We start from the raw sequence: 22,804 nt of genomic DNA, 5'->3' as shown, positions 1-22,804 counted from the left end.
CTCGCCATGACACAGGACAAAACGGGACCGATGGGCGATAACGACGGCTCGTCTACGGCAGCGCAAGGCGCGCCTGAGACGGGACAGATGACCGAGTCGAACGGAAGAACGGGGTTTTTCCGACGTATTTTCGAAGGTTTGGGCGGCACCCCTCAGGGGGATGAGGCCACGCCGACGGCGCCGGTGGCGCATCCGCCGGTACACGGCATGATCAACCTCCGCCGCATGCGGGTGGAGGATGTGGCGATTCCTAAGGCGGAAATCGTCGCGGTGCCCGATACGATCACCAAGGACGAACTGGTCAAGGTCTTCCGCGACAGCGGCATGACCCGGCTGCCGGTCTATTCCGGCACGCTGGATACGCCCGTCGGCATGGCCCACCTCAAGGATTTCGCGCTGAAGCACGGGTTCAACGGTTCCGGCAGCCGCTTCAACCTGAAACGGCTGTTGCGGCCGCTGCTCTTCGTGCCGCCCTCGATGCCGATCGGGGTGCTGCTCTCCAAGATGCAGGCCGAACGGCGGCACATGGCGCTGGTGATCGACGAATACGGCGGTGTCGACGGGCTCGTGACCATCGAGGACCTCATCGAGCAGGTCATCGGCGAGATCGAGGACGAGCACGACATCGACGAAGGCCGCAATTTCTTCCGAGAGAAATCCGGCGCCTGGCTGGCGCTGGCCAAGACTCCGCTGGAGGAATTCGAACAGGGCACGGGCATCGGCCTGACCGCCCACGAAGACATCGACGACGAGGAAATCGACACCCTCGGCGGCCTGGTCTTCATGCTGGCGGGGCACGTACCCGCGCGGGGCGAGATCATCCAGCACCCGGAGGGCATCGACCTCGAAGTGGTGGATGCGGACCCGCGCCGGATCAAGCGGCTGCGCGTGCGCCCGTCGACGGGCACCCCGCCGGAGTCCGCGGTGAAGGTGACGCCGGAGGCCGAGACCGCCAACGCGCCGGAGCCGGCCTCCGGGGCCGCCGCGTCCGAGACCCCGACACCGCAATCCACCGCGGTCCTGCTCTCGGGGGGCGAGGCGCGGAGTGCGTGATCGCCTGCGCGCCCCCCGGCGCGACGTTCCGAAGGGCGCGCGGTTGCTGGCCGGCCTCGTCTGCGGCGGGCTCATGGCGCTCGGACAGGCGCCCTACGATCTCTGGCCGGTCGCGCTGGCGGGGCTAGTCGGGGCATGCCTTCTGTTTTCCGAAGCGAAAACGCCGATGCGGGCCGTCGGCGCGGGATGGTCGGTCGGGGTGGCCTATTTCGGGCTGAGCCTGAGCTGGATCGTCGAACCCTTCCAGGTCGATGCCGCCGCGACGGGCTGGATGGCGCCTTTCGCCCTGTTCGGCATCGCCGCCGGGCTGGCGCTGTTCTGGGCGCTGGCGTTCTGGGGCGCGGCACATGCGGCGCGGCGCCGGATGATGGCGCTGGCGGTGCTCTGGGCCGCGGCGGAATTCGCCCGCGCCTACGTGCTGACCGGATTTCCCTGGGGCCTCGTGGGCTACATCTGGACGCCGAGCGCGGCGGCGCAATGGGCCTCGGTGATCGGCCCGCACGGGTTGACGCTGGCAACACTGGCACTGGGCGCGCTCGCGGCCTCGGTGCCGGGCGCCGAGCGCAAGGCGTGGCCGGCGCTGGGCTCTGCCGTCCTGCTCGCCGCGCTGATCGGCGGCGGGGCGCTTCTGCTGCCGCCCCTGCAGGATCTGACGGGCCGCCCGGACGTGCGCCTGCTCCAGCCCAACGCCCCCCAACGCGAGAAATGGGACCGCGACAAGGTCCGCATGTTCTTCGAACGGCAGGTGGATTTCACCGCCGCGCCGTCGCACGGCGGGCTGCCGCGCCCCGCTCTCGTGGTCTGGCCCGAAACCGCGCTGCCGATGCTGCTGCACAATGCGGACGAGGCGCTGGGGATCGTCACCGACGCAGCCTTTCCCGCGCAGGTCGTGGTCGGCATCCAGCGCAGCGAAGAGGGGCGCTGGTACAATTCCCTGGCGCTCGTCTCGCGCGGGCCGGAACTGGAACAGCTCTACGACAAGCACCACCTCGTGCCCTTCGGCGAATACATGCCCGCCGCCGCGATCTTTGCGCGGTGGAACATCGCGGGCCTCGCCTCGCGCGCGGAGGCCGGCTATTCGCCCGGTCCCGGTCCGGTGCTGCTGGATCTGGGCCCGGAGCTGGGCCGAGCCCTGCCGCTGATCTGCTACGAGGCGGTGTTCCCGCAGGACGTGCACCGCGCGCCCGAACGTCCGGATTTTCTGCTGCAGATCACCAACGACGCCTGGTTCGGCCAATTCTCCGGCCCGTACCAGCATCTCGCCCAGGCCCGGTTCCGCGCCATCGAACAGGGGCTGCCCCTGCTGCGCGCCGCCAACACCGGGGTTTCGGCGGTGATCGACGGGGCGGGGCGGGTGCTCGACCGTCTGCCGCTGGACGAGGCGGGCTATCTCGACACCCCGCTGCCGCCGCCGCTGCGCCTCACCCTCTACAGCCGGACGGGCGATCTGCCGATGCTGCTGGTGTTGCTGTTTCTCGGGATCACCGCACTGTGGCCCCGCCGATCCGTTTCGGATTGACCCTTGCGCCCCGTGCGCGTAGCGAGAGGCGTTCATATCCCCGTCACAACGGCTTCCTGGCGTGACGGCCGGTACACAATGGAGCGACCATGTCCCGTCAGAACTATATCTTCACCTCTGAATCCGTGTCCGAAGGCCATCCCGACAAGGTCTGCGACCGTATCTCGGATGCAGTGCTCGATGCGCTGCTTGCCGAGGACCCGCTGGCCCGCGTTGCCTGCGAAACCTTTGCCACCACCAACCGCGTCGTCATCGGGGGCGAAATCGGCCTGACCGATCAGGCCAAGCTTGCCGAGTACATGGAGGCGATCCCGGACATCGTGCGCGCCTGCATCAAGGACATCGGCTACGAGCAGGACAAGTTCCACCACGCCACCTGCGAGATCACCAACCTGCTGCACGAGCAGTCCGCCCACATCGCCCAGGGCGTGACCGGCGCGGGCAATCGCGACGAGGGCGCCGGCGATCAGGGGATCATGTTCGGCTATGCCACGAACGAGACGCCCGAGCTCATGCCCGCGCCGATCCTCTACGCCCATACCGCGCTGCGCCGCCTCGCCGAGGTGCGCAAGTCCGGTCAGGAACCGCTGCTCGGCCCGGATGCGAAATCGCAGTTCTCGGTCCGCTACGAGGGCGGCAAGCCGGTCGGCGTCACCTCGCTGGTGCTCTCGACCCAGCACACGGACGAAGGCCAGACCTCGGACGACATCCGCGCCATCGTCGAACCCTACATCCGCGAGGTCCTTCCGGAGGGCTGGCTGACCGATGCGACCGAATGGTGGGTGAACCCCACCGGCACCTTCGTGATCGGCGGCCCGGACGGGGATGCCGGCCTCACCGGGCGCAAGATCATCGTCGACACCTACGGCGGCGCGGCCCCGCACGGCGGCGGCGCCTTCTCGGGCAAGGATCCGTCCAAGGTCGACCGCTCGGCCGCCTATGCGGCGCGCTATCTCGCCAAGAACGTGGTCGCGGCCGGGCTGGCGGAACGCTGCACCGTGCAGCTGTCCTATGCCATCGGCGTGGCCAAGCCGCTGTCGATCTACGTCGACACCCACGGCACCGGCGATGCGGACGCGGCGGCCGTCGAACGGGCGATCCCGAAGGTCATGGACCTGACCCCCCGCGGCATCCGCACCCACCTGGATCTGAACCGCCCGATCTACCAGCGCACGGCGGCCTATGGCCATTTCGGCCGCGCACCGGAAGCGGACGGCGGGTTCTCGTGGGAGAGGACCGATCTCGCCGAGGCGCTCAAGACCGAAGTCTGACCGCCGCCCCCAGCCCGCCGCCCATCGGCTGCCGGGCGGGGGGCTCGCAATCACTTCGGCTGCAACGCAAAAGGGGCGCGTCGTTCGTACGACGCGCCCCTTGTCCTGCCGTATCGACCGCTCAGGAGCGGACGAGCTTTTCGTAGGTTTCCGCGATGTCGCGGGTCAGCGCGCCGACCTCGAAGGTCCAGTCGCCGATCTGGCCCACCGGGGTGACCTCTGCCGCGGTGCCGGTCAGCCAGCACTGCTGCATCCCGTCCAGCTCCTCGGGCATGATGTGGCGCTCGTGCACCGTGATGCCCTTTTCCTTCAGCAGCTTGATGACGGTCTGCCGGGTCAGCCCGTTCAGGAAGCAGTCGGGCAGCGGCGTGTGCACCTCGCCGTCCTTGACGAAGAAGATGTTCGCCCCGGTCGCCTCGGCCACGTAGCCGCGATAGTCGAACATCATCGCGTCCGAACAGCCCTTGGCCTCGGCCGCGTGCTTGGCCATGGTGCAGATCATGTAGAGGCCCGCCGCCTTGGCAAACGAGGGCTCGGTCTCGGGCGAGGGCCGCTTCCACTTCGCCACGTCGAGCTTGGCGCCCTTCATCTTGGCATCGCCGTAGTAGTTGCCCCACTCCCAGGCCGCGATGTACAGGCGCACCGGGTTCTTCTTGGACGCGACGCCCATGTCCTGCCCGGCGCCCCGGAAGGCCACCGCGCGCACGTAGGCATTGTCGAAACCGTTGGCCTTCAGCACGGCATCCTTCGCGGCGTCGATTTCCTCGACCGTGTAGGGGATCTCGAAATCCAGCTGGTTGGCCGAGAAATGCAGGCGCTTGGAATGTTCCGTGCCGAGGAAGATCTTGCCGTTGTAGCAGCGCTCGCCCTCGAAGACCGAGCTCGCGTAGTGCAGGGCATGGGTCAGAATGTGTACGTTCGCGTCCCGCCAGTCCACCAACTGGCCGTCCATCCAGATCTTGCCGTCGCGATCGTCATATGCCCCGTCCATGGTCTCTCTCCTTGCAGACGCAGAATTTTCATTTGTTGCGCTGGATCGGACCGAAGTGGACACATTCTTGCGCAAAAACTGCGACTCGCTACCAGTTGGTGCTTGGAATGTCAACAAGGCTGACTTAAAGTGCCGTAAAACACGGCAGAACGGGGACGGGATATGGCAGAGGCATCCGGTGCGCAGGTCCAGGGCGGAGAGTCGCTTCTCTACCTCACGGACGAACAGCTTCGGCAGGGTATCGAAGCAATGTTCTTTGCATATCGGGCCTTTACGGCGGACCCCGACCGCATCCTGATCGGCATGAGCTACGGGCGCGCGCATCACCGGGCGGTCCATTTCATCAATTGCGCACCGGGGACCACTGTCAACAACCTTCTGAACATTCTCGGTGTCACGAAGCAGTCGCTGAACCGTGTTCTGAGAACGCTGGTCGAGGACGGCCTGGTCGAAAGCCGGGTCGGGCGCGCGGACAAGCGCGAAAGGCACCTGTACCTGACCCGCGAGGGCGAGGAACTCGAGCGGCAGTTGTCCGATGCGCAGCGGGCCCGGATGCGGTCGGCCTACCGACAGGTGGGGCCGGACGCCGTCGCCGGGTTCCGCAAGGTGCTCGAAGCGATGATGGAGCCGGAGATGTACCGCCAGTATGCCCGCCTGCGGGAGAGCCGGGGATGAGCGACCCCGACGCCCACCTCCTGATCGTCGACGACGACGAACGCATCCGCGGCCTCTTGCAGAAGTTCCTGATCCGGCACGGTTTCCTGGTCAGCGCGGCGCGCGATGCCGCGCATGCCCGGCGCCTTCTTGCGGGGCTGGATTTCGACATGATCGTGCTCGACGTGATGATGCCGGGCGAGGACGGGATCAGCCTCACGCGGGCGATCCGTGAAACCCGCATGACCCCCGTCATGCTGCTCACCGCCCGCGGCGAGACGGAAGATCGCATCGCGGGGCTGGAGGCGGGGGCGGACGACTACCTCGCCAAGCCCTTCGAGCCGAAGGAACTGCTGCTCCGGATCAATGCCATCCTGCGCCGGATGCCGGAGATCGTGTCGGAGGCCGCCGCCCCGAAACTGCTGAGCCTCGGCCCGATCCGCTACGACATCGAGCGCGGCGAGATGTGGAAGGGCGACGACCTTGTGCGCCTCACCGCGACGGAAAGCCAGCTCATGCGCATCTTCTCTGCCCGCCCGGGCGAGGCGCTGAGCCGGGGAACCCTGGTCGAGGAACTGGGTCGCGACAAGGGCCAGGCGCAGGAACGCGCCGTCGATGTGCAGATCACCCGCCTGCGGCGCAAGATCGAAGCCGACCCCAAGCAACCGCGCTACCTCCAGACCGTGCGCGGCTCCGGTTACATGCTCGCGCCTGACTGACGTACCGCCCGGCGGCACCGGGCCGATGCCTCCGGCGGGGATATTTTCCGCCAGAAGAAACCCGAAGGACCGCGCCATGGCTTCTTCTGGCACAAAATATCCCGGAGTGAATGCCGCGCCCCGCGCGGCAGAGAGGCAGAGCCTCTTCGACCCGTGACGCTCTTGCGGATCCGGACCATTCGCGCTCATCTGCGCGACACCTCTCCGGCGGCCGGGCCGGACAGACACAGGGAGGCCCTCCATGACCACCGCGCTCATCACCCATGCCGATTGCCTCGGACATGTGACCCCCCCGGGACACCCGGAGCGGGTTGCCCGGCTCGATCATGTGCTGCATGCGATGGCGGCGCTGGATCTTCTGCGCATTGCCGCGCCGCGCGCCGGCGACGCCGATCTGCTGCGGTGCCATCCGCAGGCCCATCTCGACCGGATCCGGGCCGCGCTTCCCGCCGGGGGGGCTGCGCAGCTCGATGCCGACACCTGGCTTTCGCCCGGCTCGGAAGAGGCCGCGCGGCGCGCGGCGGGGGCGGCGGTGCGGGCGGTGGACGCGGTGCTGGGAGGGGAGGTGCGCAATGCCTTCTGCGCCACGCGGCCCCCGGGTCACCACGCAGAACAGGAAACGCCGATGGGGTTCTGCCTGTTCGGCAACGTGGCGATCGCCGCCAGGCACGCGCTGGATCATCACGGGCTGGAGCGCGTTGCGGTGGTGGATTTCGACGTTCATCACGGCAACGGCACGCAGGCGCTGCTCTGGGACGAGCCGCGCGCGCTGCTCGTGACCTCCCAGCAGATGCCGCTGTGGCCGGGGAGCGGCGCACCCTCCGAGCGGGGCGCGCACGGTCAGATCCTGAACGTCCCGCTGGCCCCGCGCAGCGGCGGGGCGGAGATGCGGGCCGCCTACGAAACCCTTGTTTTTCCGCGCCTCGACGCCTTCGCGCCGGAGTTGCTGCTGATCTCGGCCGGGTTCGACGCGCACCAGGACGACCCCCTCGCAGAGCTCGCCTGGTCGACCGAGGATTTCCGCTGGCTCAGCCGCGAGCTCTGCCGTCGCGCGGAGACGCTGTGCGGAGGGCGGGTGGTCTCCGTCCTCGAAGGCGGATATGATCTCGAGGCGCTGGCGGCATCGGCCAGGGCGCATGTGGAAGAACTGATCGAGGCAGGAAAATGAACGAAACGCCGGTCAAGGACATGAGCTTCGAGCAGGCGATGAAGGAACTCGAGCAGGTGGTGAGCCAGCTCGAACGGGGCGAAGTGCCGCTGGACGAATCCATCGCGCTCTACCAGCGCGGCGCCGAGCTGAAGGCCCATTGCGAGGCGCGGCTGAAATCGGCCGAGGAGAAGGTCGCCGCGATCACGCTCGACGACGACGGCCAGCCCGCCGGAACGAAGCCGGTCGAGGGGCTCTGATGCCGGGGTCGCTCCACGCGACCCGCGTGGCGGAGGGCGCCGCCCTTCCGTTTCCGCAGGCACTGACCCTCGCGCGCGACGCCACCTTCGCCCTGCTCGCACGCCACCTGGGCGGGCTGACCGACGATGTCGCGCAGGCGATGCTCTACGCCGTGGAGGGCGGCAAGGGGCTGCGGGCCTTCCTGGTTCTGGAGGGCGCGCGCCTGCACGGGTTCGACCGGGAGGCCGCTCTGCCGGCGGCGGCGGCGATCGAGGCGCTGCATGCCTATTCGCTGGTGCATGACGATCTGCCCTGCATGGACAACGACGATCTGCGCCGGGGCAAGCCCACGGTGCACCGCAGGTGGAACGAGACGATCGCCGTCCTCGCCGGCGATGCGTTGCAGGGCCTCGCGTTCCAGCTGGTGGCGGAGGCGAATTGCCCGGACCGGGCGCGGGTGGCGCTGGTGACCGGCCTCGCCGGGGCGGGGGGGATCCTCGGCATGGTCGGCGGTCAGGCGATGGATATCGCGGCCGAAAGCGCCGAGGTGCCGCTGACCCTCGACCAGATCACCCGGCTGCAATCGCGCAAGACCGGCGCGCTCATCACCTGGTCGGCAGCGGCGGGCGCCGTCATGGCCGAAGCCGATGCCGCACCGTTGCGGACCTACGGCGATTGCCTCGGCCTTGCCTTCCAGATCGCCGACGACATTCTCGACGTGGAAGGGGATGCGGACCGGGTCGGCAAGGCGGTGGGCAAGGATGCCGGCCGGGGCAAGGCCACCTTCCTGTCGCTGCTGGGGCTCGATGCCGCCAGGGCGCGTGCCGGGGCGCTGGTCGACGAGGCCTGCGCGGCGCTATCCCCCTACGGCACCGGAGCCGATGCCTTGCGGGAAGCCGCCCGTTTCGTTATCTCCCGCAGCAGCTAGAACGCCGAGGAAGACCATGCCGCACAGGCCAGATACGCCGTTGCTCGACCGGGTGACCCTTCCCGCGGACCTCAAGCAGTTCACGGACAGCGAGCTCGAACAGGTCGCGCGCGAACTGCGGGCCGAGACCATCTCGGCCGTGTCCGAAACCGGCGGCCATCTCGGTGCGGGCCTGGGCGTGGTCGAACTGACCGTCGCGCTGCACGCGGTTTTCGACGCGCCCCGCGACAAGATCGTCTGGGACGTCTCGCACCAGTGCTATCCGCACAAGATCCTCACCGGGCGGCGCGACCGCATCCGCACCCTGCGCATGAAGGACGGACTGTCGGGCTTTGCCAAGCGTTCGGAATCGCCGTTCGATGCCTTCGGGGCGGGGCACAGCTCCACCTCCATCTCCGCCGCGCTCGGCTTTGCCGTGGCGCGCGATCTGGGCGGGGTCTGCGACACCGGCGCGGGCGATGCCGTCGCGGTGATCGGCGACGGTGCGATGTCCGCCGGCATGGCCTACGAGGCGATGAACAACGCCGGTCATCTCGGCAAGCGCCTGATCGTCATCCTCAACGACAACGAGATGTCCATCGCTCCGCCCACCGGCGCGATGTCGTCCTACCTGTCCCGGCTCTATGCCGAGGCGCCGTTCCAGGATCTCAAGGCCGCCGCCAAGGGCGCGGTGTCGCTGCTGCCCGAACCCTTCCGCGAAGGTGCCAAGCGCGCCAAGGAGATGATCAAGGGCATGGCCGTGGGCGGCACCCTGTTCGAGGAACTGGGCTTCAGCTACCTCGGCCCGATCGACGGCCATGACCTGAACCAGCTGCTGCCGGTGCTGCGCACGGTCAAGGCGCGGGCCACCGGGCCGATCCTCGTCCACGTGCTGACCCGCAAGGGCAAGGGCTATGCGCCCGCCGAGGGCGCCGCCGACAGGGGCCACGCCCGCGCCAAATTCGACGTCGCCACCGGCGAGCAGAAAAAGACGCCTTCCAACGCGCCGAGCTACACCAAGGTCTTCGCGCAGACGCTGACGGAGCTTGCCGCCCGCGACCCGCGCATCTGCGCGGTGACGGCGGCGATGCCCGACGGTACCGGGCTCGACCTCATGGCCGGGCGCTACCCGTCGCGGGTCTTCGACGTCGGCATCGCCGAACAGCACGGCGTGACCTTCGCAGCCGGCCTCGCGGCGGGCGGGATGCGCCCCTTCTGCGCGATGTACTCGACCTTCCTGCAGCGCGGCTACGACCAGGTCGTGCACGACGTGGCAATCCAGCGCCTGCCGGTGCGCTTCGCCATCGACCGCGCCGGGCTTGTCGGGGCTGACGGCGCCACCCATGCCGGGGCCTACGACGTGGCCTTCCTCGCGAACCTGCCCGGCATGGTCGTCATGGCGGCCGCCGACGAGGCGGAGCTCAAGCACATGGTCGCCACCGCGGCCGCGCATGATTCCGGACCCATCGCCTTCCGCTATCCGCGCGGCGAAGGCGAAGGCGTCGAGATGCCCGAACAGGGTGAATGCCTCGCCATCGGCAAGGGCCGCATGATCCGCGAAGGCGCGGGCGTCGCCATCCTCAGCTTCGGCACCCGCCTCTCCGAGGTGCTCAAGGCCTGCGAGAAACTCGGCGCGCGGGGCATTTCCCCCACCGTGGCCGATGCCCGCTTCGCCAAACCGCTCGACAGGGAACTGATCCTGCGCCTCGCCGCCGATCACGAGGCGCTCATCACCATAGAGGAGGGCGCGGTCGGCGGCTTCGGCTCCCATGTCGCCCAGTTGCTGTCCGACGAGGGAGTCTTCGACCACGGGCTGAAATTCCGCTCGATGGTGCTGCCGGATACCTTCATCGACCATGCCTCGCCCGCCGACATGTATGCCGCCGCCGGTCTCGACGCCGACCGGATCGAACGCAAGGTGCTGACCCTCATGGGCATCGACAAGCTCGAAAAGCGCGCCTGATCACGCTCCACCCGCGCGCCCTTCGCGGTTTCTTCTGGCCGGAAATATCCCGGGGAGGGCGCCGCAGGCGACCGGGGCAGCGCCCCTAGGACCCCTCCGCTTCGCGCAGCGCGCGCAATCCGACGCGGTAATCCGGATACTTCAGGAAAACCCCGAGCTCGTCCTTCATCCGCGCGTTGGAAACGCGCTTGTTCTCGGCATAGAAGCTGCGCGCCATGGGGGACAGGTCGGCCTCGTCGAAGGCGACCTCGGGCGGGGCATCGAGACCCAGCAGTTGCGCGGCATAGGCCAGAACGTCCTGCGGCGGAGCGGGATCGTCGTCGCAGACGTTGTAGACCGCACCGGGGTTCGGCCGCCGGATCGAGGCGTGCAGCACCTGCGCGATGTCGTCGACATGGATGCGCGAAAACACCTGCCCCGGCTTTATGATCCGCCGAGCCGTGCCGTTGCGCACCTTTGCGAAGGGGCCGCGTCCCGGCCCGTAGATCCCGGCCAGCCGGAAGACATGCAGCGGCAGCCCGGGGATCGCGCCCCATTCCGCCTCGGCCGCGACGCGGGCCTCTCCGCGCGCGGTGGTCGGGGCAAGGGGCGTGGTCTCGTCCACCCAGTCGCCGTGGTGATCGCCGTAGACCCCGGTGGTCGACAGGTATCCTGCCCAGTAGAGTTCGCGCGCCCGTTCCTCGACCGCCTCCTTCACCAGCCGCAACGACGGATCGCCTTCGGAAGCAGGCCCGGCCGAGACCAGCAGATGCGTGGCGGAACTCAGCGCCTCGCGCACCGCCCCGGCCTCCCACATCACCGGAACGACGCCCTGCGCGGCAAGCAGCGGTGCCTTGTCGGCGCTGCGAATCGTTCCCATGACCCGCCAGCCGCGCGGGACCAGGCGCCAGGCAAGGGCCTGCGCCGTATAGCCATGACCGAGGGTGAGAAGGCTGTTCTGCATGGCGCAAAGAGTGCTGTGCCACCGCCGGGAATGCAAGGCCGCCCGGATCGGTGCGATTTGAGCGGGCTTTTGCCGGTGCGGAATCTGCCCGATGGTCAGACGATGAAGGACTCGTTAATTCCGGAGCCGTCCGGGTCAGCTGAGAGAATCCCCATGGCGTCCATCTGTCGTCGTGTCATCCTTCTGGTTCTGCTGTGCAGCCTCGCGGCCTGCGCCGCACGGGCTCCCGCTCCGGAGGTGTCGCGCCTCGAAACCTTCGATCCGCCGCTCTATCCCAACGAAACGCCCGAACTGCGGCACCTGATCAACAAGTGGTCCGACCACTACGAGATCCCCCGCAAGCTTGTTCACCGACTGGCGATTCGCGAAAGCACCCACAATCCCGCCGCCCGCAACGGACCTTATTACGGCCTGTTCCAGATCCTGCCGCAGACCGCGCGGACCATGGGCTTCCAGGGGCAGCCGTCGGATCTCTACGATGCGGAAACCAACCTCAAATATGCGCTGAAATACCTTCGCGGCGCCTGGCTCGTCTCGGACGGAAGCCAGGATGCGGCGATCGGCTGGTACGCGCGCGGCTATTACTACGAGGCCAAGCGCCGCGGGATGCTGGTCGAAACCGGCCTGCGCCCGGGCTGAGCGCCTCGGCCACCCGCGCCCTGCGGTGGTGGCTTACTTCGACAGAAGTCCCAGCAGTTGCGCCTCGCTGCGGCGCAGGCCGCGCCGCTCTTCCGGGATGGCGATGCGGTGCAGGCGGTCCGCCTCGGACAGGTCCGCGAGGGCGATGACCTCGGGGTGGATGTAGCTGGTGCGCGCGATGGCGGGCGTGTTGTGCAGGCGGGCGGCGGCGGCTTCGGCCATGGCCCGGATCGACACCCGCCCCGGTGCCGCCGCCGCTTCGAGCGCGGCAACCGATCCGTTCCAGGTGCGGAAGGTCTTGGCGGTCAGATCCGCATTGCCGGTGCGCTCGGCAAGAAAGGCGTTCACCTCGTCCGAGCGCACGGAATGCGGGGTGCCGTCGTCGTCGACCCAGCTCACCAGATCCCGGCCCGGCAGGTCGTCGAGCCGCGTCAGGACGCGGTTGAGGGTGCGGTCCCGCAACTCCTCGCGCACGCGGCGGCCGCCCTTGGCGGGAAAGCTCAGGCGCAGGCGGTCGCCGTCGAGCGTCATGTGGGTGCGCCGCAGGGTCGTCGCGCCATAGGTGCGGTTCTCGCGCGCGTAGCCGGCATTGCCGACTCGCAGCCCGGCGCGGTCGAGCAGGGCAAGCACGGCGGCGATGGCAAACTCGCGCTCGCCGGCCTCGGACGACCGCAGATCGTCGAGGATGCGGCGGCGCAGGCCCGGCAGCGCCTCGCCGAAGGCAGCAAGCCCGGCGAATTTCTCGCGGGCCCGGAAGGCGGTCCAATCCGGATGATACCGGTACTGCTTGCGAGACCGCGCGTCGCGTCCGGTCGCCTGCAGGTGGCCATCGGCGCGGGGCGAGATCCAGACCCCCTCGTAGGCCGGGGGCACGGCCAGCGCCGCGATCCGCGCGCGTTCCGTCCGGTCGTCGATGCGGGTGCCGTCCGGGGCGGTATAGCTGAAGCCGCGGCCGCAGCGCCGCCGGGTGATCCCGGGGCGGTCATCGGGGAAGTAGACGAGGTCGGGCAGATCCTTCATGGCCAGCGAACGCGGAGCGGGGCAGGGCGGTTCCGCTTGAACCGGGCCGGGCTTTGGTGTCACCTGTCCGCAAAGGCGCCAAGACCCGAAGGGACAGGACATGCAGGACACGCCGGCACAGCTTTCCGTGGTTTCCCCCGACACGCCCGCGCCCGAACTCTTCGACGATGCGGGGGCGGCGGTCGACCGGCTTTGCGCGCTCTACACCACCGCCATCACCTTTCTGCGCGACAGCTTCATGGAGGCGATGAGCAAGGGCCATCCCGGCGTCCGCTACCGCGCCTTCTACCCCGAGGTGCGGATCACCACGACGAGTTTCGCCAAGGTCGACAGCCGCCTCAGCTTCGGTCACGTCTCGGCCCCCGGCACCCATGCCACGGGGATCACCCGGCCGGACCTGTTCCGCCACTACCTGAAGCAGCAGATCGGCCTGTTGCTGGCCAATCACGGGGTGCCGGTGCAGATCGGGCTGTCCACGACCCCGATGCCGGTGCATTTCGCGGTCGCCAACTTTCCGGAGCTGACCGTCCCGCAGGAGGGCGCGGGCAGCTTCATCCTGCGCGACGTCTTCGATGTGCCCGACCTCGGCACCACGAACGACGACATCGTGAACGGCGTGGCGCGACCGGCGGCGGACGGGGCAGAGCCGCTGGCCCCCTTCACCGCGCAGCGCGTGGACTACTCACTGGCGCGGCTCGCGCATTACACCGCGACCGATCCCGAGCATTTCCAGAACCACGTCCTGTTCACCAACTACCAGTTCTACGTCAGCGAATTCGAGGCCTATGCCCGCTCGCGGCTGGCGGATCCGGACAGCGGCTATACCAGCTTCGTCTCGACCGGGAATGTCGAGATCACCGAGGCCGGGGCCGCCATTCCGCACAGCCCCAAGATGCCGCAGATGCCGACCTATCACCTCAAGCGCAAGGACGGCTCGGGGATCACGCTGGTCAACATCGGGGTGGGGCCCTCCAACGCCAAGACCGCGACCGACCACATCGCGGTGCTGCGCCCCCATGCCTGGCTGATGGTGGGCCACTGCGCGGGCCTGCGCAATTCCCAGAGCCTCGGGGATTTCGTGCTCGCCCACGCCTACCTGCGCGAGGACAAGGTGCTGGACGACGACCTGCCGGTCTGGGTGCCGATCCCCGCGCTGGCCGAGATCCAGGTCGCGCTGGAAGAGGCGGTGGAGGCCGAGACCCAGCTCGACGGGTACGACCTCAAGCGGATCATGCGGACGGGCACGGTGGCCAGCGTCGACAACCGCAACTGGGAACTGCGCGACCAGCGCGGCCCGGTGCAGCGGCTCAGCCAGTGCCGGGCGGTCGCGCTCGACATGGAAAGCGCCACGATCGCCGCCAACGGCTTCCGCTTCCGGGTGCCCTACGGCACGTTGCTCTGCGTGTCCGACAAACCGCTGCACGGCGAGCTGAAGCTGCCCGGCATGGCCTCGGATTTCTACAAGACGCAGGTCGCACGGCACCTGATGATCGGGATTCGCGCAATGGAGCAGTTGCGCACCATGCCGCTTGAACGTATTCACAGCCGGAAGTTGCGCAGCTTCGACGAGACGGCTTTCCTCTGAACCTGCGGATTCCCGCCGGATTCAGGCACCAAATGCGCAGAAAGCACTTGCAAAACCCCACCAATCGTTGTGTTTGAAGCCCATATGATGTTAGATAACGACACTGGGGCCCAAGAGATCGGGCAGTGAAGGAGACCATGAAATGGCCAAACCGATGACGAAGACCGAGTTGGTTGCAAAACTGGCAGAGGCGATGGATGCGGACAAGAAGACCGCGACCACGGCCCTTGACGCCCTGTCGGGGATCATCACCTCGGCTGTCGCCGAAGGTGGCGCCGTGACCCTGCCGGGCGTCGGCAAGATCTACTGCCGCGAGCGCCCCGAGCGCATGGTGCGCAACCCCGCCACCGGCGAACAGTTCAAGAAAGAAGCCGACAAGCAGGTCAAGGTGACCATTGCCAAGGCTCTGAAGGACAGCGTGAACGGCTGAGCCGTTGCGCAGGGGCCTGTGTAGCCCCGACTGAATTTCCAGACACCCCGCCGGCTTCCGGCGGGGTGTTTTCGTTCCCGGGCGCCGTCGTCAGGCCAGTTCGGTCGTGACCTCGATGTTGCCCTTGGTCGCGTTGGAGTAGGGGCAGATGAAATGGCCGCGCTCCATGATCCTTTCCGCGGCATCCCTGTCGACGCCGGGGAGCGAGACGACCAGCTTGACCGCCAGGCCGAAACCGCCGTCGCTGCGCGGACCGATGCCGACATGGGCGGTCACGGCGGCTTCTTCGGGAACGGTGCCGAGCTTTTCGCTCTGCGCGGCAAAGCGCATCGCGCCGAGGTAGCAGGCCGCATAGCCGAGCGCGAAAAGCTCCTCCGGGTTGTGGCCGGCGCCGCTGCCGCCCAGTTCCTTCGGGCTGGTCATGGTGACGGTCAGCATTCCCGATGCGAGCTTTGCGTGGCCATTGCGCCCGCCGCCGAAGGCCTGCGCTTCCGTCCAGTATTTCGTATCGACCGACATGGGTAATCCTTTCATGAGCGATTATATCGTGTGCGATTGAATTAGACGGCGAGAGCCGCCGAGTCAAGACTCTTGCGATCATATCGCGTACGACCTAACTATGCCCCATGACACTCGCACCCCCCGACATGATCTGCTTTGCGCTCTATTCGGCGCAGCACGCCATGCAACAGGCCTATGCGCCACTGCTGGAGGACCTCGGACTCACCTATCCGCAATACCTGGTGATGACTGCCTTGTGGGACGAGGACGCGGTGACGGTGGGCGCGCTGGGACGCTCGCTGCAGCTTGAATCCAACACGTTGACGCCCCTGCTGAAGCGCCTCGAAGCGCAGGCGCTGATTACCCGGACGCGCGACAAGGCCGACGAGAGGCGCGTTCTCGTCGCGCTGACCGGGGCGGGACGGGTGATGCAGGAGCGGGCGCGGCACATCCCGCAATGCCTCGCCGACAGGATCGGCCTGCCGGTGGAGGAACTGGTCCGGATGCGGGAAGAGTTGAACAACCTGCGCGACCGGCTGCGCGCCCCTGCCGAGGGTTAGCCCCCGGCGGGCATCTCGGCCAGAGATTGCCGTTGCCGCCCGTCCTCATCGAAATTGGACGGGTCCAGCCAGCGCTCGAAGCGGCTGCGCAGCGCGGGCCATTCGTTGTCGAGGATGGAGAACCATGCCGTGTCCCGGTTGCGGCCCTTCACGATCGTGGCCTGGCGGAACGTGCCCTCGTAGGTAAAGCCCAGCCGTTGTGCCGCCCTGCGCGAGGGGGCGTTGAGCGCGTCGCATTTCCATTCGTAGCGGCGATATCCCAGATCGTCGAAGGCGCGGGACATCATGAGGAACATCGCCTCGGTCGCCTCCGGCCTGCGCTGCATGAGGGGCGAAAAATGGATGAAACCGACCTCGATGCTCCCGACGGCCGGGTCGATCCGCAGGTAGGAGCAGAAGCCTAGGACGGTGCCGTCCCCCCCGACGATGGCGAAGAAGAGGGGGTCTTCGCTGGCAGATGCCGTGGCCGTCCAGGCCTCTGCCGCCTGCAGGTCGGTGAAGGGGGCGATCGGCAGGTAGGTCCAGTCGCTGCCTTCGGGGTCGAGCGAAAAGGCCTCGAACAGACCCGCCGCATGGGAGGCCGCCAGCGGTTCGAGCGTCACGCGCCGCCCCCGCATCGGGCTGCGCGACGGGCGGGGGCGGGGAAAGGTGCCGTCCACGGGCAGCCCGACAGGCTGCCCGAGCGTGTTCAGGGTCGATTGCGTCATGGCTCAGCCGAAGACCTTGGTAAGCGCCACGTCCACCGTGTCGACGATCTGGTCGATATCGTCCTTCGTGGCGATCAGCGCGGGGGCAAAACACAGCGTGTTGTTCAGCCCGGGAACCGAGCGGTTCGTCGCCCCGATGATGACCCCGGCGGCGTTGCAGGCGCCGACCACGGCGCCGACCTCCTTCTCCGAAACGGGGGCGCGGGTCGCGCGGTCCGAAACCAGCTCGGCGCCGAGGAACAGACCCTTGCCGCGTACATCGCCCACCACGGCGTGCTTGTCCTGCAGCTCGCCCAGCCGGTCGAGCATGTACTCGCCCATGCGGGTGGTATTGCCGAGCAGATCCTCGTCCTCGATGATGCGCATGTTCTCGATCGCGGCGGCGGGGCCGGCGGTGCAACCGCCGAAGGTCGAGATGTCGCGGAAGTAGTTGAGCGGATCCGAGGCATCGTCCTTGAACAGGTCGAACACGCGCTCGGAGGTCACGCAGCAGGCGATGGCGGCATAGCCCGAGGCGACGCCCTTGGCCATCGTGACGAAATCGGGCTCGATGCCGTAATGCTGGTAGCCGAACCAGGTGCCGGTGCGCCCGACGCCGCAGACCACCTCGTCGATGTGCAGGAGGATGTCGTACTTGCGGCAGATCTCCTGCACGCGCTCCCAGTAGCCGGGGGGCGGCACGATCACGCCGCCGCCCGCCGTCACAGGCTCCAGGCAGAGCGCGCCGACGGTGTCGGGGCCTTCGCGCAGGATCACCTCCTCGATGGCATCCGCTGCGCGCCGGCCGTAGGCCTCGCCCGACAGGTCCCACTGGGCGCGGTATTCGAGGCAGTGCGGCACCTCGACGAAGCCCGGCGCAAAGGGGCCGTACTGGGCGTTGCGCTCGGGCTGACCGCCGGCGGACAGCGCGGCGATGGTGGTGCCGTGGTAATCCCGCTCGCGGTAGAGGATCTTGTGCTTCTTGCCGCCATGGCGCTTGTGGGCGATCTGGCGGACCATCTTGAAGGCCTTCTCGTTGGCCTCGGACCCGGAGTTCGTGTAGTAGACGCGGGTCAGGCCGGGCATCTTCGAGATCAGCTTCTCGGCAAAGAGCGCCCCCGGGATCGACCCGGCAGCGCCGGCGAAATAGTTCAGCTTCATCAACTGCTCGCTGATCGCGTCGACGATGGATTTGCGCCCGTAGCCGACGTTCACCGTCCAGACGGCGCCCGAGACGGCATCAAGATGCTCCTTGCCGTTCTGATCCCAGACCCGCATGCCCTTGCCCTCGACGATGATGCGCGGGTCGGAGGTTTCATAGGCCTTGTGCTGGACGAGATGGTGCCAGACATGGGCCTTGTCGGCCTCGACCACATGGGAAAGATCGTTCTGCGTGAGGGTGCCGTCCATGGGGCTCTCCTAAGCGATGATGGGGCGCTGGCCGCAGGGGGCGGCACCGGCGCGATACCGGCAGATGAGCCGCAAAGATAGGCAAGTCTTAGGTCCAGACTCATGTGGCCTGTAGTGCCAGTGGCCGGAGCCGGGCCTTGGATGCCCGCACAGGGCGGATGAAACCTCCGCATTATCAGGAGTTTGTCCCGGCGCCTTCGGGGGCGCCCGGGCGCGAAAGACCTGGCCCCGACGCCGATCCCGGAGGATTAATCATTGATCGAAAGGGCGTTTTCCGCTCGGATCGGGGCAAGCCCCGCCAGCCACGCGCGGGGCATGAACCATGGGGAGATTTGCATGACGAAGACATCCTTGTTCGGCGCCGTTGCCGCGGCATCCCTCGTCGCGGGGGGCGCCCAAGCCGAAAGCATAACGGTCGGGTATTTCCTCGAATGGCCGATGCCCTTCGAATACGCCAAGGCCGAGGGCTTCTACGAAGACGCCATGGGCGTCGACATCAACTGGGTCAGCTTCGACACCGGCACGGCGATGAGCGCGGCCATGGCCTCGGGCGATGTGCAGCTGTCGGTGTCGCAGGGCGTGCCGCCCTTCGTGGTCGCTGCCTCGGCCGGACAGGATCTGCAGGTGCTCGACGTCGCGGTCAGCTATTCGGACAACGACAATTGCGTCGTGCGCGAGGAGTTGGAGATCGACAAGGATTCCGCCGCGGAACTCGCCGGGAAGAAGGTCGCCGTGCCGCTCGGCACCGCGGCGCATTACGGCTTCCTGAAGCAGATGTCGCATTTCGGCGTCGACCTCGCGAGCCTCGACATCGTCGACATGGCACCGCCCGACGGCGCTGCCGCCATCGCCCAAGGGGCCGTCGACATGGCCTGTGGCTGGGGCGGGTCGCTGCGCCGGATGAAGGAGCACGGCAACGTGCTGCTGACCGGCGCCGAAAAGGAGGAACTGGGCATCCTCGTCTTCGACGTGACCTCCGGCCCGGCGGGCTGGATCGCGGAAAACTCGGACCTCGCCGCGAAATTCCTCAAGGTCACGCGGGATGCCAATGCCATGTGGGCGGATCCCGCCAACCAGGAAAAGATGCTGCCGGTGATCGCGAAGGATGCGGGCATGGACCTCGAGGCCACGCGCGAAACCATCGCCACCTTCGTCTTCCCCAACGTCGGCGACCAGCTTTCGGTCAAATGGCTCGGAGGCGGCGCGCAGGAGTTCATGAAGGGCGTGGCGGATGTCTTCGTCGAGGCGGGCTCCATCGACTCCGCCCTCGACAGCTACGCGGATCACGTGAACACCGGTCCGCTGGAAACCGCCGAGAGCATGTGACCGTCCGGGCGCGGGGAAGACCATCTCCATCCCGCGCCCAAAATTCTTCAAGAATTTTGCAAAAGTTTTGAAAACTTTTGCCCCCGGCCCCGGCCGGAGCGCCAAGAGGGGGTGCGATGCGCGGATTGACCATCGAAAACCTTTCCATGCGGTTCGACCTTCCGAACGGAACCTCCGTCCAGGCGCTCAAGGATGTCTCGCTGCATCTGGAAAGCGGTGAGTTACTGTCCGTGCTCGGGCCGTCGGGTTGCGGCAAGACGACCTTGCTGAACATCGTCGCCGGGTTCCTCGCGCCGACCGACGGCACGCTCCGCCTGCACGGTCGGCCGGTCACGGGGCCGGCGGCCGAGCGGGGAATGGTGTTTCAGCAGGGCGCGCTGTTCGAATGGATGGATGTGCGCGGCAATGTCAGCTTCGGGCCGCGCATGGCGGGGCGCCGGGAGCGGGACTGGGGCCCGCACGTGGATCATCTGCTGGATGTGGTCGGGCTGCGCGATTTCAAGGAAAAGGCCGTCTACGAACTCTCCGGAGGGATGCAGCAGCGCGTGGCGCTTGCGCGGTGCCTTGCCAACGATCCGGATGTGATCCTGATGGACGAACCGCTCGGCGCGCTGGACGCGCTGACCAGGGAAAAGATGCAATCGCTGGTGCTGAAGCTCTGGAAGGAGACCGGCAAGACCATCATCCTCATCACCCATTCGGTCGAGGAGGCCCTGTTGCTGGGCGAGCGCCTGCTGGTCATGGCGCCCCGTCCCGGGCGCATCCACCGCGAATACCGTCTGCCCTTCGCCGATCTGGGGGTCGGCGAGGATCTTCGCGCGGTCAAGAAGCACCCCGAGTTCGCCGCGAGGCGCGAAGAGATCCTCGGCATGATCTGGGACATGGAGGAGGAGATCATGGGCCGCACCGCGGAGGGCGCGGCATGATCGTCCTGCTGATCTATGTCGCGATCTTCGTGGCCTCCTTCGCCGTGGTCAAGCTGGTGGTGCACCGGTCGATCAGCGACTTCACGGGCCGCAAGACGGTGACCTTCGGCGACGAAAGCGCGGTGCGGCCGAACCGCATCGCCTCGGTCGTGTCGATCCTGGCCATTTTCCTGCTCTGGGGGGCGTTCACCGGCTCCGCCTGGTTGCCGCCGCTGCTGCACGCGCCGGGGCCGTTCATCGGGGATGCGACCTTTACCTATACCGCGGAGGCGGACGGCACGCCGCCGGATGACGCGACGGTGACGATCCGCGTCGCCCCCGTGGGTGAGGAGGTCGCGCCGCCTCGGGTCGCGCCCGGCGACGGGTGGGCAAAGAACGATGCCGACAGCGTGGGGGCCTGGCGCTCCGGTCTGCTGCGGGTGGACCGCAACGACGACTTCGGCCGGGACAGCGGGCACCGGGTGGTCGCGGTGAACGGCCAGCCGATCCGGCCGGGCGGCGAGGTGATGACCGAGCATGGCCGCGTCGGCATGTCGCCCAAGGGCACGCTCACCTTCGAACCGGCGAAGGGCTGGCAGATGGAGCCGATATGGCTGCCGCCGCCCGAAGCCGTTCTTGCCCGGCTGAAGGAGATCGCGACCAACGGCTATCGCGACAGCACCCTGTGGGAACATCTGGGCTATTCTCTGTTCCGGGTGATCGTCGGTTTCCTGCTCGGGGCGCTGGTGGGAATTCCGCTCGGCTATGCCATGGGACTCTCGGACTGGTTCCGCGGCTGGTTCGATCCCATCGTGGAGTTCATGCGCCCGGTGCCGCCGCTGGCACTGATCCCGCTGGTCATCATCTGGGCGGGGATCGGCGAGGCGGGCAAGATCATCCTTCTGTTCCTCGCGGCGCTCTGGATCATGGCGATCGCCGCGCGCTCGGGCGTGTCGGGGGTCAAGATCTCCAAGGTCCACGCGGCCTATTCGCTCGGGGCCTCGAAGGTGCAGATCCTGCGGCACGTCATCATCCCCAATTCCCTGCCCGACATCTTTACCGGCGCGCGCGTGGCGATGGGGGTCTGCTGGGGCACCGTCGTCGCCGCAGAACTGGTGGCGGCCGAGAAGGGCGCGGGCATGATGATCATGGTGGCGTCGAAGTTTCAGCTCACCGATATCGTCATCATGGGCATCATCCTGATCGGCGCCATCGGCTTCGGCATCGACATGATCATGCGCTTTGCCGAACGGCGTCTCGTGCCCTGGAAGGGGCGGGGCTGAAACCGCCGGTCGCCCGCAGCGCCCCGGGGGTCAGTTCCCGGCCGTGCCGCCTTCCGACGGAAGCAGGACCCGGATCTGCCCGTCGAGCCAGAGCCTGAGCATATCCACCTTGTCGAGGTACACATCGAGCGCCGGAGCCGCGCCGGGGAAGATATCGACGATCTTCGGCGCCAGCACGTAGACGGCGATGGCGATGACCGCGAGGGCGAGCACCATGCGGAAGCCGCGGCCGAAGCCGCCGCCCCTGCGGTCGCGCTCCTCCTCGATGGCGGCGCGCCCCTGCACGGTTTCGACGCTGCGCCGCTCGGACGAGGCGCGCAGGGTCTGGTTGATTTCCTCGATGTCCGGAAGCAGCTCGCGCCGGGTCCCGGCGGCCGCCGCGGCGGCGGCACCGCCCGACACCTCGCGCTCTGCCGGACGCTCGGAGGCCGGCGGCTCGCCGCGCATCCGGGCCATGCGATCGCGCGCTTCGCGGGTGCGGCGGGCAGCTTCGTCCTCGTCAGGTTCCATCAGGCCGAGATCCGGCTGACTTTCCAAGGTGTTGGTCCGAGAGGCACGGTGCCGGGCCTCGCGCTCCGCCTCTTCGCGCAGCACCTCGGCCACCGACGGGTCGAGCCCGCGCGGCTTGGGTTTGGCGACGGGTTCGGGGGCGGAGACGGGAGCCTCCTCCTCTTCCTCCGGCTCATCGTCCTCGTCATCCGGCTCGGGGGCGGGCGCCGGTGGCGGCGCGGCGCGGGTGCGCCGATGCGGAACCACCTCGGGGGCGGGCTCGGGCTCCGGGTCGAATCCGAGGCCGGTTTCATCCTCGCCGAGGCCCTGCTCTTCGGCAAGTTCCGGGTCGTCGTCGGGATGTGCCTGGTACCAGGTATGCCCGCAACTGGAACATTGAACATCCCGGCCACCCGACGGAATGACTTCCGTAGGCACCTCGTATTGCGCGCCGCAATTCGGGCATATGAGCCGCATGTCGCCCCCAATTTTCCGGGGATTGGCCTCCCGGGTTCGTTGCGTGACAATAGGTTACCCGGAAAGCCCCGAAAAGCCCAATTTCC

23 protein-coding genes and 1 riboswitch are annotated in these 22,804 nt (G+C 67.7%); of the genes, 16 read left to right on the top strand and 7 right to left on the bottom strand.

Annotated elements, in window-relative coordinates; translation table 11 throughout:
- The first annotated feature begins 30 nt into the window (after window positions 1-30).
- The 3 genes from ACN0RJ_RS03655 (at window position 31) to metK (ending at window position 3,843) form a co-directional block, all read left to right on the top strand.
- Entirely contained in the window at window positions 31-1,053 is a 1,023-nt protein-coding gene (locus ACN0RJ_RS03655; protein WP_417719559.1) for a hemolysin family protein, read from the top strand.
- Window positions 1,054-1,126: 73 nt separating this feature from the next.
- Entirely contained in the window at window positions 1,127-2,572 is a 1,446-nt protein-coding gene (gene lnt / locus ACN0RJ_RS03650) for an apolipoprotein N-acyltransferase (protein WP_417723757.1), read from the top strand.
- Window positions 2,573-2,609: 37 nt separating this feature from the next.
- Window positions 2,610-2,658, top strand: a riboswitch (SAM-SAH riboswitch).
- Between the two features lie 3 nt (window positions 2,659-2,661).
- A complete protein-coding gene (metK, locus tag ACN0RJ_RS03645; RefSeq protein ID WP_417723434.1) occupies window positions 2,662-3,843 on the top strand; it encodes a methionine adenosyltransferase in 1,182 nt (393 codons plus the stop codon).
- Between the two features lie 121 nt (window positions 3,844-3,964).
- Here the strand turns inward: metK and ACN0RJ_RS03640 are convergent, their stop codons facing one another.
- Window positions 3,965-4,834, bottom strand: coding sequence for a branched-chain amino acid aminotransferase (locus ACN0RJ_RS03640; RefSeq protein WP_417723433.1), 870 nt, complete (start codon window positions 4,832-4,834; stop codon window positions 3,965-3,967).
- A gap of 162 nt (window positions 4,835-4,996) precedes the next feature.
- Between ACN0RJ_RS03640 and ACN0RJ_RS03635 the strand changes: the two genes are divergently transcribed.
- The 6 genes from ACN0RJ_RS03635 (at window position 4,997) to dxs (ending at window position 10,464) form a co-directional block, all read left to right on the top strand.
- Window positions 4,997-5,509: a MarR family winged helix-turn-helix transcriptional regulator gene (locus ACN0RJ_RS03635; protein ID WP_417719282.1), complete on the top strand. Its 513-nt coding sequence runs from the start codon at window positions 4,997-4,999 to the stop codon at window positions 5,507-5,509.
- On the top strand, window positions 5,506-6,207 hold the full coding sequence (locus ACN0RJ_RS03630) for a response regulator (RefSeq protein WP_417719281.1): 702 nt from the start codon (window positions 5,506-5,508) through the stop codon (window positions 6,205-6,207). The genes ACN0RJ_RS03635 and ACN0RJ_RS03630 overlap by 4 nt, the downstream gene beginning before the upstream one ends.
- Before the next feature lie 241 nt (window positions 6,208-6,448).
- A complete protein-coding gene (locus tag ACN0RJ_RS03625; protein WP_417723432.1) occupies window positions 6,449-7,375 on the top strand; it encodes a histone deacetylase family protein in 927 nt (308 codons plus the stop codon).
- Entirely contained in the window at window positions 7,372-7,614 is a 243-nt protein-coding gene (locus ACN0RJ_RS03620) for an exodeoxyribonuclease VII small subunit (protein ID WP_417723431.1), read from the top strand. Before ACN0RJ_RS03625 ends, ACN0RJ_RS03620 begins: the two co-directional genes overlap by 4 nt.
- Window positions 7,614-8,522: a polyprenyl synthetase family protein gene (locus tag ACN0RJ_RS03615; protein WP_417723430.1), complete on the top strand. Its 909-nt coding sequence runs from the start codon at window positions 7,614-7,616 to the stop codon at window positions 8,520-8,522. Before ACN0RJ_RS03620 ends, ACN0RJ_RS03615 begins: the two co-directional genes overlap by 1 nt.
- Before the next feature lie 16 nt (window positions 8,523-8,538).
- On the top strand, window positions 8,539-10,464 hold the full coding sequence (gene dxs, locus ACN0RJ_RS03610) for a 1-deoxy-D-xylulose-5-phosphate synthase (RefSeq protein WP_417723429.1): 1,926 nt from the start codon (window positions 8,539-8,541) through the stop codon (window positions 10,462-10,464).
- Between the two features lie 85 nt (window positions 10,465-10,549).
- Here dxs and ACN0RJ_RS03605 read toward each other — a convergent pair whose 3' ends face one another.
- Complete coding sequence (locus ACN0RJ_RS03605; protein ID WP_417723428.1) at window positions 10,550-11,407, bottom strand: SDR family oxidoreductase; 858 nt, start codon at window positions 11,405-11,407, stop codon at window positions 10,550-10,552.
- Between the two features lie 153 nt (window positions 11,408-11,560).
- Here ACN0RJ_RS03605 and ACN0RJ_RS03600 point away from each other — a divergent pair, with 153 nt between their 5' ends.
- Entirely contained in the window at window positions 11,561-12,046 is a 486-nt protein-coding gene (locus tag ACN0RJ_RS03600; RefSeq protein ID WP_417719275.1) for a transglycosylase SLT domain-containing protein, read from the top strand.
- 33 nt (window positions 12,047-12,079) lie between these two features.
- On the opposite strand, the gene ACN0RJ_RS03595 is transcribed toward ACN0RJ_RS03600, so the two are convergent.
- Window positions 12,080-13,066 carry a DNA topoisomerase IB gene (locus ACN0RJ_RS03595; protein ID WP_417723756.1) on the bottom strand — a complete coding sequence of 329 codons (987 nt, stop codon included), beginning with the start codon at window positions 13,064-13,066 and terminating at the stop codon, window positions 12,080-12,082.
- Window positions 13,067-13,166: 100 nt separating this feature from the next.
- Between ACN0RJ_RS03595 and ACN0RJ_RS03590 the strand changes: the two genes are divergently transcribed.
- Both ACN0RJ_RS03590 and ACN0RJ_RS03585 read left to right on the top strand, forming a co-directional pair.
- On the top strand, window positions 13,167-14,651 hold the full coding sequence (locus ACN0RJ_RS03590; RefSeq protein ID WP_417719273.1) for an AMP nucleosidase: 1,485 nt from the start codon (window positions 13,167-13,169) through the stop codon (window positions 14,649-14,651).
- A gap of 142 nt (window positions 14,652-14,793) precedes the next feature.
- Complete coding sequence (locus tag ACN0RJ_RS03585; protein WP_417719272.1) at window positions 14,794-15,081, top strand: HU family DNA-binding protein; 288 nt, start codon at window positions 14,794-14,796, stop codon at window positions 15,079-15,081.
- Window positions 15,082-15,171: 90 nt separating this feature from the next.
- On the opposite strand, the gene ACN0RJ_RS03580 is transcribed toward ACN0RJ_RS03585, so the two are convergent.
- Window positions 15,172-15,600 (bottom strand): organic hydroperoxide resistance protein, encoded by a 429-nt coding sequence (locus ACN0RJ_RS03580; RefSeq protein ID WP_417719557.1) that lies wholly within the window; start codon window positions 15,598-15,600, stop codon window positions 15,172-15,174.
- 107 nt (window positions 15,601-15,707) lie between these two features.
- On the opposite strand from ACN0RJ_RS03580, the gene ACN0RJ_RS03575 reads away from it, so the two are divergent.
- A complete protein-coding gene (locus ACN0RJ_RS03575; RefSeq protein ID WP_417723427.1) occupies window positions 15,708-16,142 on the top strand; it encodes a MarR family winged helix-turn-helix transcriptional regulator in 435 nt (144 codons plus the stop codon).
- Here the strand turns inward: ACN0RJ_RS03575 and ACN0RJ_RS03570 are convergent.
- Together ACN0RJ_RS03570 and ACN0RJ_RS03565 are read right to left on the bottom strand one after the other, a co-directional pair.
- Entirely contained in the window at window positions 16,139-16,849 is a 711-nt protein-coding gene (locus ACN0RJ_RS03570; RefSeq protein ID WP_417723426.1) for a GNAT family N-acetyltransferase, read from the bottom strand. The two genes, ACN0RJ_RS03575 and ACN0RJ_RS03570, sit on opposite strands and share 4 nt — an antisense overlap.
- Before the next feature lie 3 nt (window positions 16,850-16,852).
- Window positions 16,853-18,238, bottom strand: a complete 1,386-nt coding sequence (locus ACN0RJ_RS03565) for an aspartate aminotransferase family protein (RefSeq protein WP_417723425.1) — start codon at window positions 18,236-18,238, stop codon at window positions 16,853-16,855.
- A 336-nt stretch (window positions 18,239-18,574) separates the two neighbouring features.
- Between ACN0RJ_RS03565 and ACN0RJ_RS03560 the strand changes: the two genes are divergently transcribed.
- The 3 genes from ACN0RJ_RS03560 (at window position 18,575) to ACN0RJ_RS03550 (ending at window position 21,752) form a co-directional block, all read left to right on the top strand.
- A complete protein-coding gene (locus ACN0RJ_RS03560; RefSeq protein WP_417723424.1) occupies window positions 18,575-19,564 on the top strand; it encodes an ABC transporter substrate-binding protein in 990 nt (329 codons plus the stop codon).
- Window positions 19,565-19,680: 116 nt separating this feature from the next.
- Entirely contained in the window at window positions 19,681-20,490 is an 810-nt protein-coding gene (locus ACN0RJ_RS03555; protein ID WP_417719267.1) for an ATP-binding cassette domain-containing protein, read from the top strand.
- Window positions 20,487-21,752, top strand: a complete 1,266-nt coding sequence (locus tag ACN0RJ_RS03550; RefSeq protein WP_417723423.1) for an ABC transporter permease — start codon at window positions 20,487-20,489, stop codon at window positions 21,750-21,752. Before ACN0RJ_RS03555 ends, ACN0RJ_RS03550 begins: the two co-directional genes overlap by 4 nt.
- Window positions 21,753-21,782: 30 nt before the next feature.
- Here ACN0RJ_RS03550 and ACN0RJ_RS03545 read toward each other — a convergent pair whose 3' ends face one another.
- Window positions 21,783-22,718, bottom strand: coding sequence for a zinc-ribbon domain-containing protein (locus ACN0RJ_RS03545; protein ID WP_417719265.1), 936 nt, complete (start codon window positions 22,716-22,718; stop codon window positions 21,783-21,785).
- Window positions 22,719-22,804: the final 86 nt, after the last annotated feature.

The sequence above is a fragment of the Salipiger sp. genome (assembly GCF_048261495.1).
Classification (GTDB): domain Bacteria; phylum Pseudomonadota; class Alphaproteobacteria; order Rhodobacterales; family Rhodobacteraceae; genus Salipiger.
Note: the sequence above shows the minus strand (reverse complement) of the source record. Positions and strands in the feature narration are given on the sequence as shown.

Bases quoted from the DNA above. Each gene is read 5' to 3' on its own strand.
- ACN0RJ_RS03580 (WP_417719557.1), bottom strand. From the start codon at position 15,600: ATGTCGGTCGATACGAAATACTGGACGGAAGCGCAGGCCTTCGGCGGC.
- ACN0RJ_RS03585 (WP_417719272.1), top strand. From the start codon at position 14,794: ATGGCCAAACCGATGACGAAGACCGAGTTGGTTGCAAAACTGGCAGAG.
- ACN0RJ_RS03640 (WP_417723433.1), bottom strand. From the start codon at position 4,834: ATGGACGGGGCATATGACGATCGCGACGGCAAGATCTGGATGGACGGC.
- ACN0RJ_RS03570 (WP_417723426.1), bottom strand. From the start codon at position 16,849: ATGACGCAATCGACCCTGAACACGCTCGGGCAGCCTGTCGGGCTGCCC.
- ACN0RJ_RS03555 (WP_417719267.1), top strand. From the start codon at position 19,681: ATGCGCGGATTGACCATCGAAAACCTTTCCATGCGGTTCGACCTTCCG.
- ACN0RJ_RS03605 (WP_417723428.1), bottom strand. From the start codon at position 11,407: ATGCAGAACAGCCTTCTCACCCTCGGTCATGGCTATACGGCGCAGGCC.
- ACN0RJ_RS03655 (WP_417719559.1), top strand. From the start codon at position 31: ATGGGCGATAACGACGGCTCGTCTACGGCAGCGCAAGGCGCGCCTGAG.
- ACN0RJ_RS03635 (WP_417719282.1), top strand. From the start codon at position 4,997: ATGGCAGAGGCATCCGGTGCGCAGGTCCAGGGCGGAGAGTCGCTTCTC.
- ACN0RJ_RS03560 (WP_417723424.1), top strand. From the start codon at position 18,575: ATGACGAAGACATCCTTGTTCGGCGCCGTTGCCGCGGCATCCCTCGTC.
- ACN0RJ_RS03565 (WP_417723425.1), bottom strand. From the start codon at position 18,238: ATGGACGGCACCCTCACGCAGAACGATCTTTCCCATGTGGTCGAGGCC.
- ACN0RJ_RS03630 (WP_417719281.1), top strand. From the start codon at position 5,506: ATGAGCGACCCCGACGCCCACCTCCTGATCGTCGACGACGACGAACGC.
- ACN0RJ_RS03590 (WP_417719273.1), top strand. From the start codon at position 13,167: ATGCAGGACACGCCGGCACAGCTTTCCGTGGTTTCCCCCGACACGCCC.
- ACN0RJ_RS03615 (WP_417723430.1), top strand. From the start codon at position 7,614: ATGCCGGGGTCGCTCCACGCGACCCGCGTGGCGGAGGGCGCCGCCCTT.
- ACN0RJ_RS03575 (WP_417723427.1), top strand. From the start codon at position 15,708: ATGACACTCGCACCCCCCGACATGATCTGCTTTGCGCTCTATTCGGCG.
- ACN0RJ_RS03620 (WP_417723431.1), top strand. From the start codon at position 7,372: ATGAACGAAACGCCGGTCAAGGACATGAGCTTCGAGCAGGCGATGAAG.
- ACN0RJ_RS03625 (WP_417723432.1), top strand. From the start codon at position 6,449: ATGACCACCGCGCTCATCACCCATGCCGATTGCCTCGGACATGTGACC.
- dxs (WP_417723429.1), top strand. From the start codon at position 8,539: ATGCCGCACAGGCCAGATACGCCGTTGCTCGACCGGGTGACCCTTCCC.
- ACN0RJ_RS03550 (WP_417723423.1), top strand. From the start codon at position 20,487: ATGATCGTCCTGCTGATCTATGTCGCGATCTTCGTGGCCTCCTTCGCC.
- lnt (WP_417723757.1), top strand. From the start codon at position 1,127: ATGGCGCTCGGACAGGCGCCCTACGATCTCTGGCCGGTCGCGCTGGCG.
- ACN0RJ_RS03600 (WP_417719275.1), top strand. From the start codon at position 11,561: ATGGCGTCCATCTGTCGTCGTGTCATCCTTCTGGTTCTGCTGTGCAGC.
- metK (WP_417723434.1), top strand. From the start codon at position 2,662: ATGTCCCGTCAGAACTATATCTTCACCTCTGAATCCGTGTCCGAAGGC.
- ACN0RJ_RS03545 (WP_417719265.1), bottom strand. From the start codon at position 22,718: ATGCGGCTCATATGCCCGAATTGCGGCGCGCAATACGAGGTGCCTACG.
- ACN0RJ_RS03595 (WP_417723756.1), bottom strand. From the start codon at position 13,066: ATGAAGGATCTGCCCGACCTCGTCTACTTCCCCGATGACCGCCCCGGG.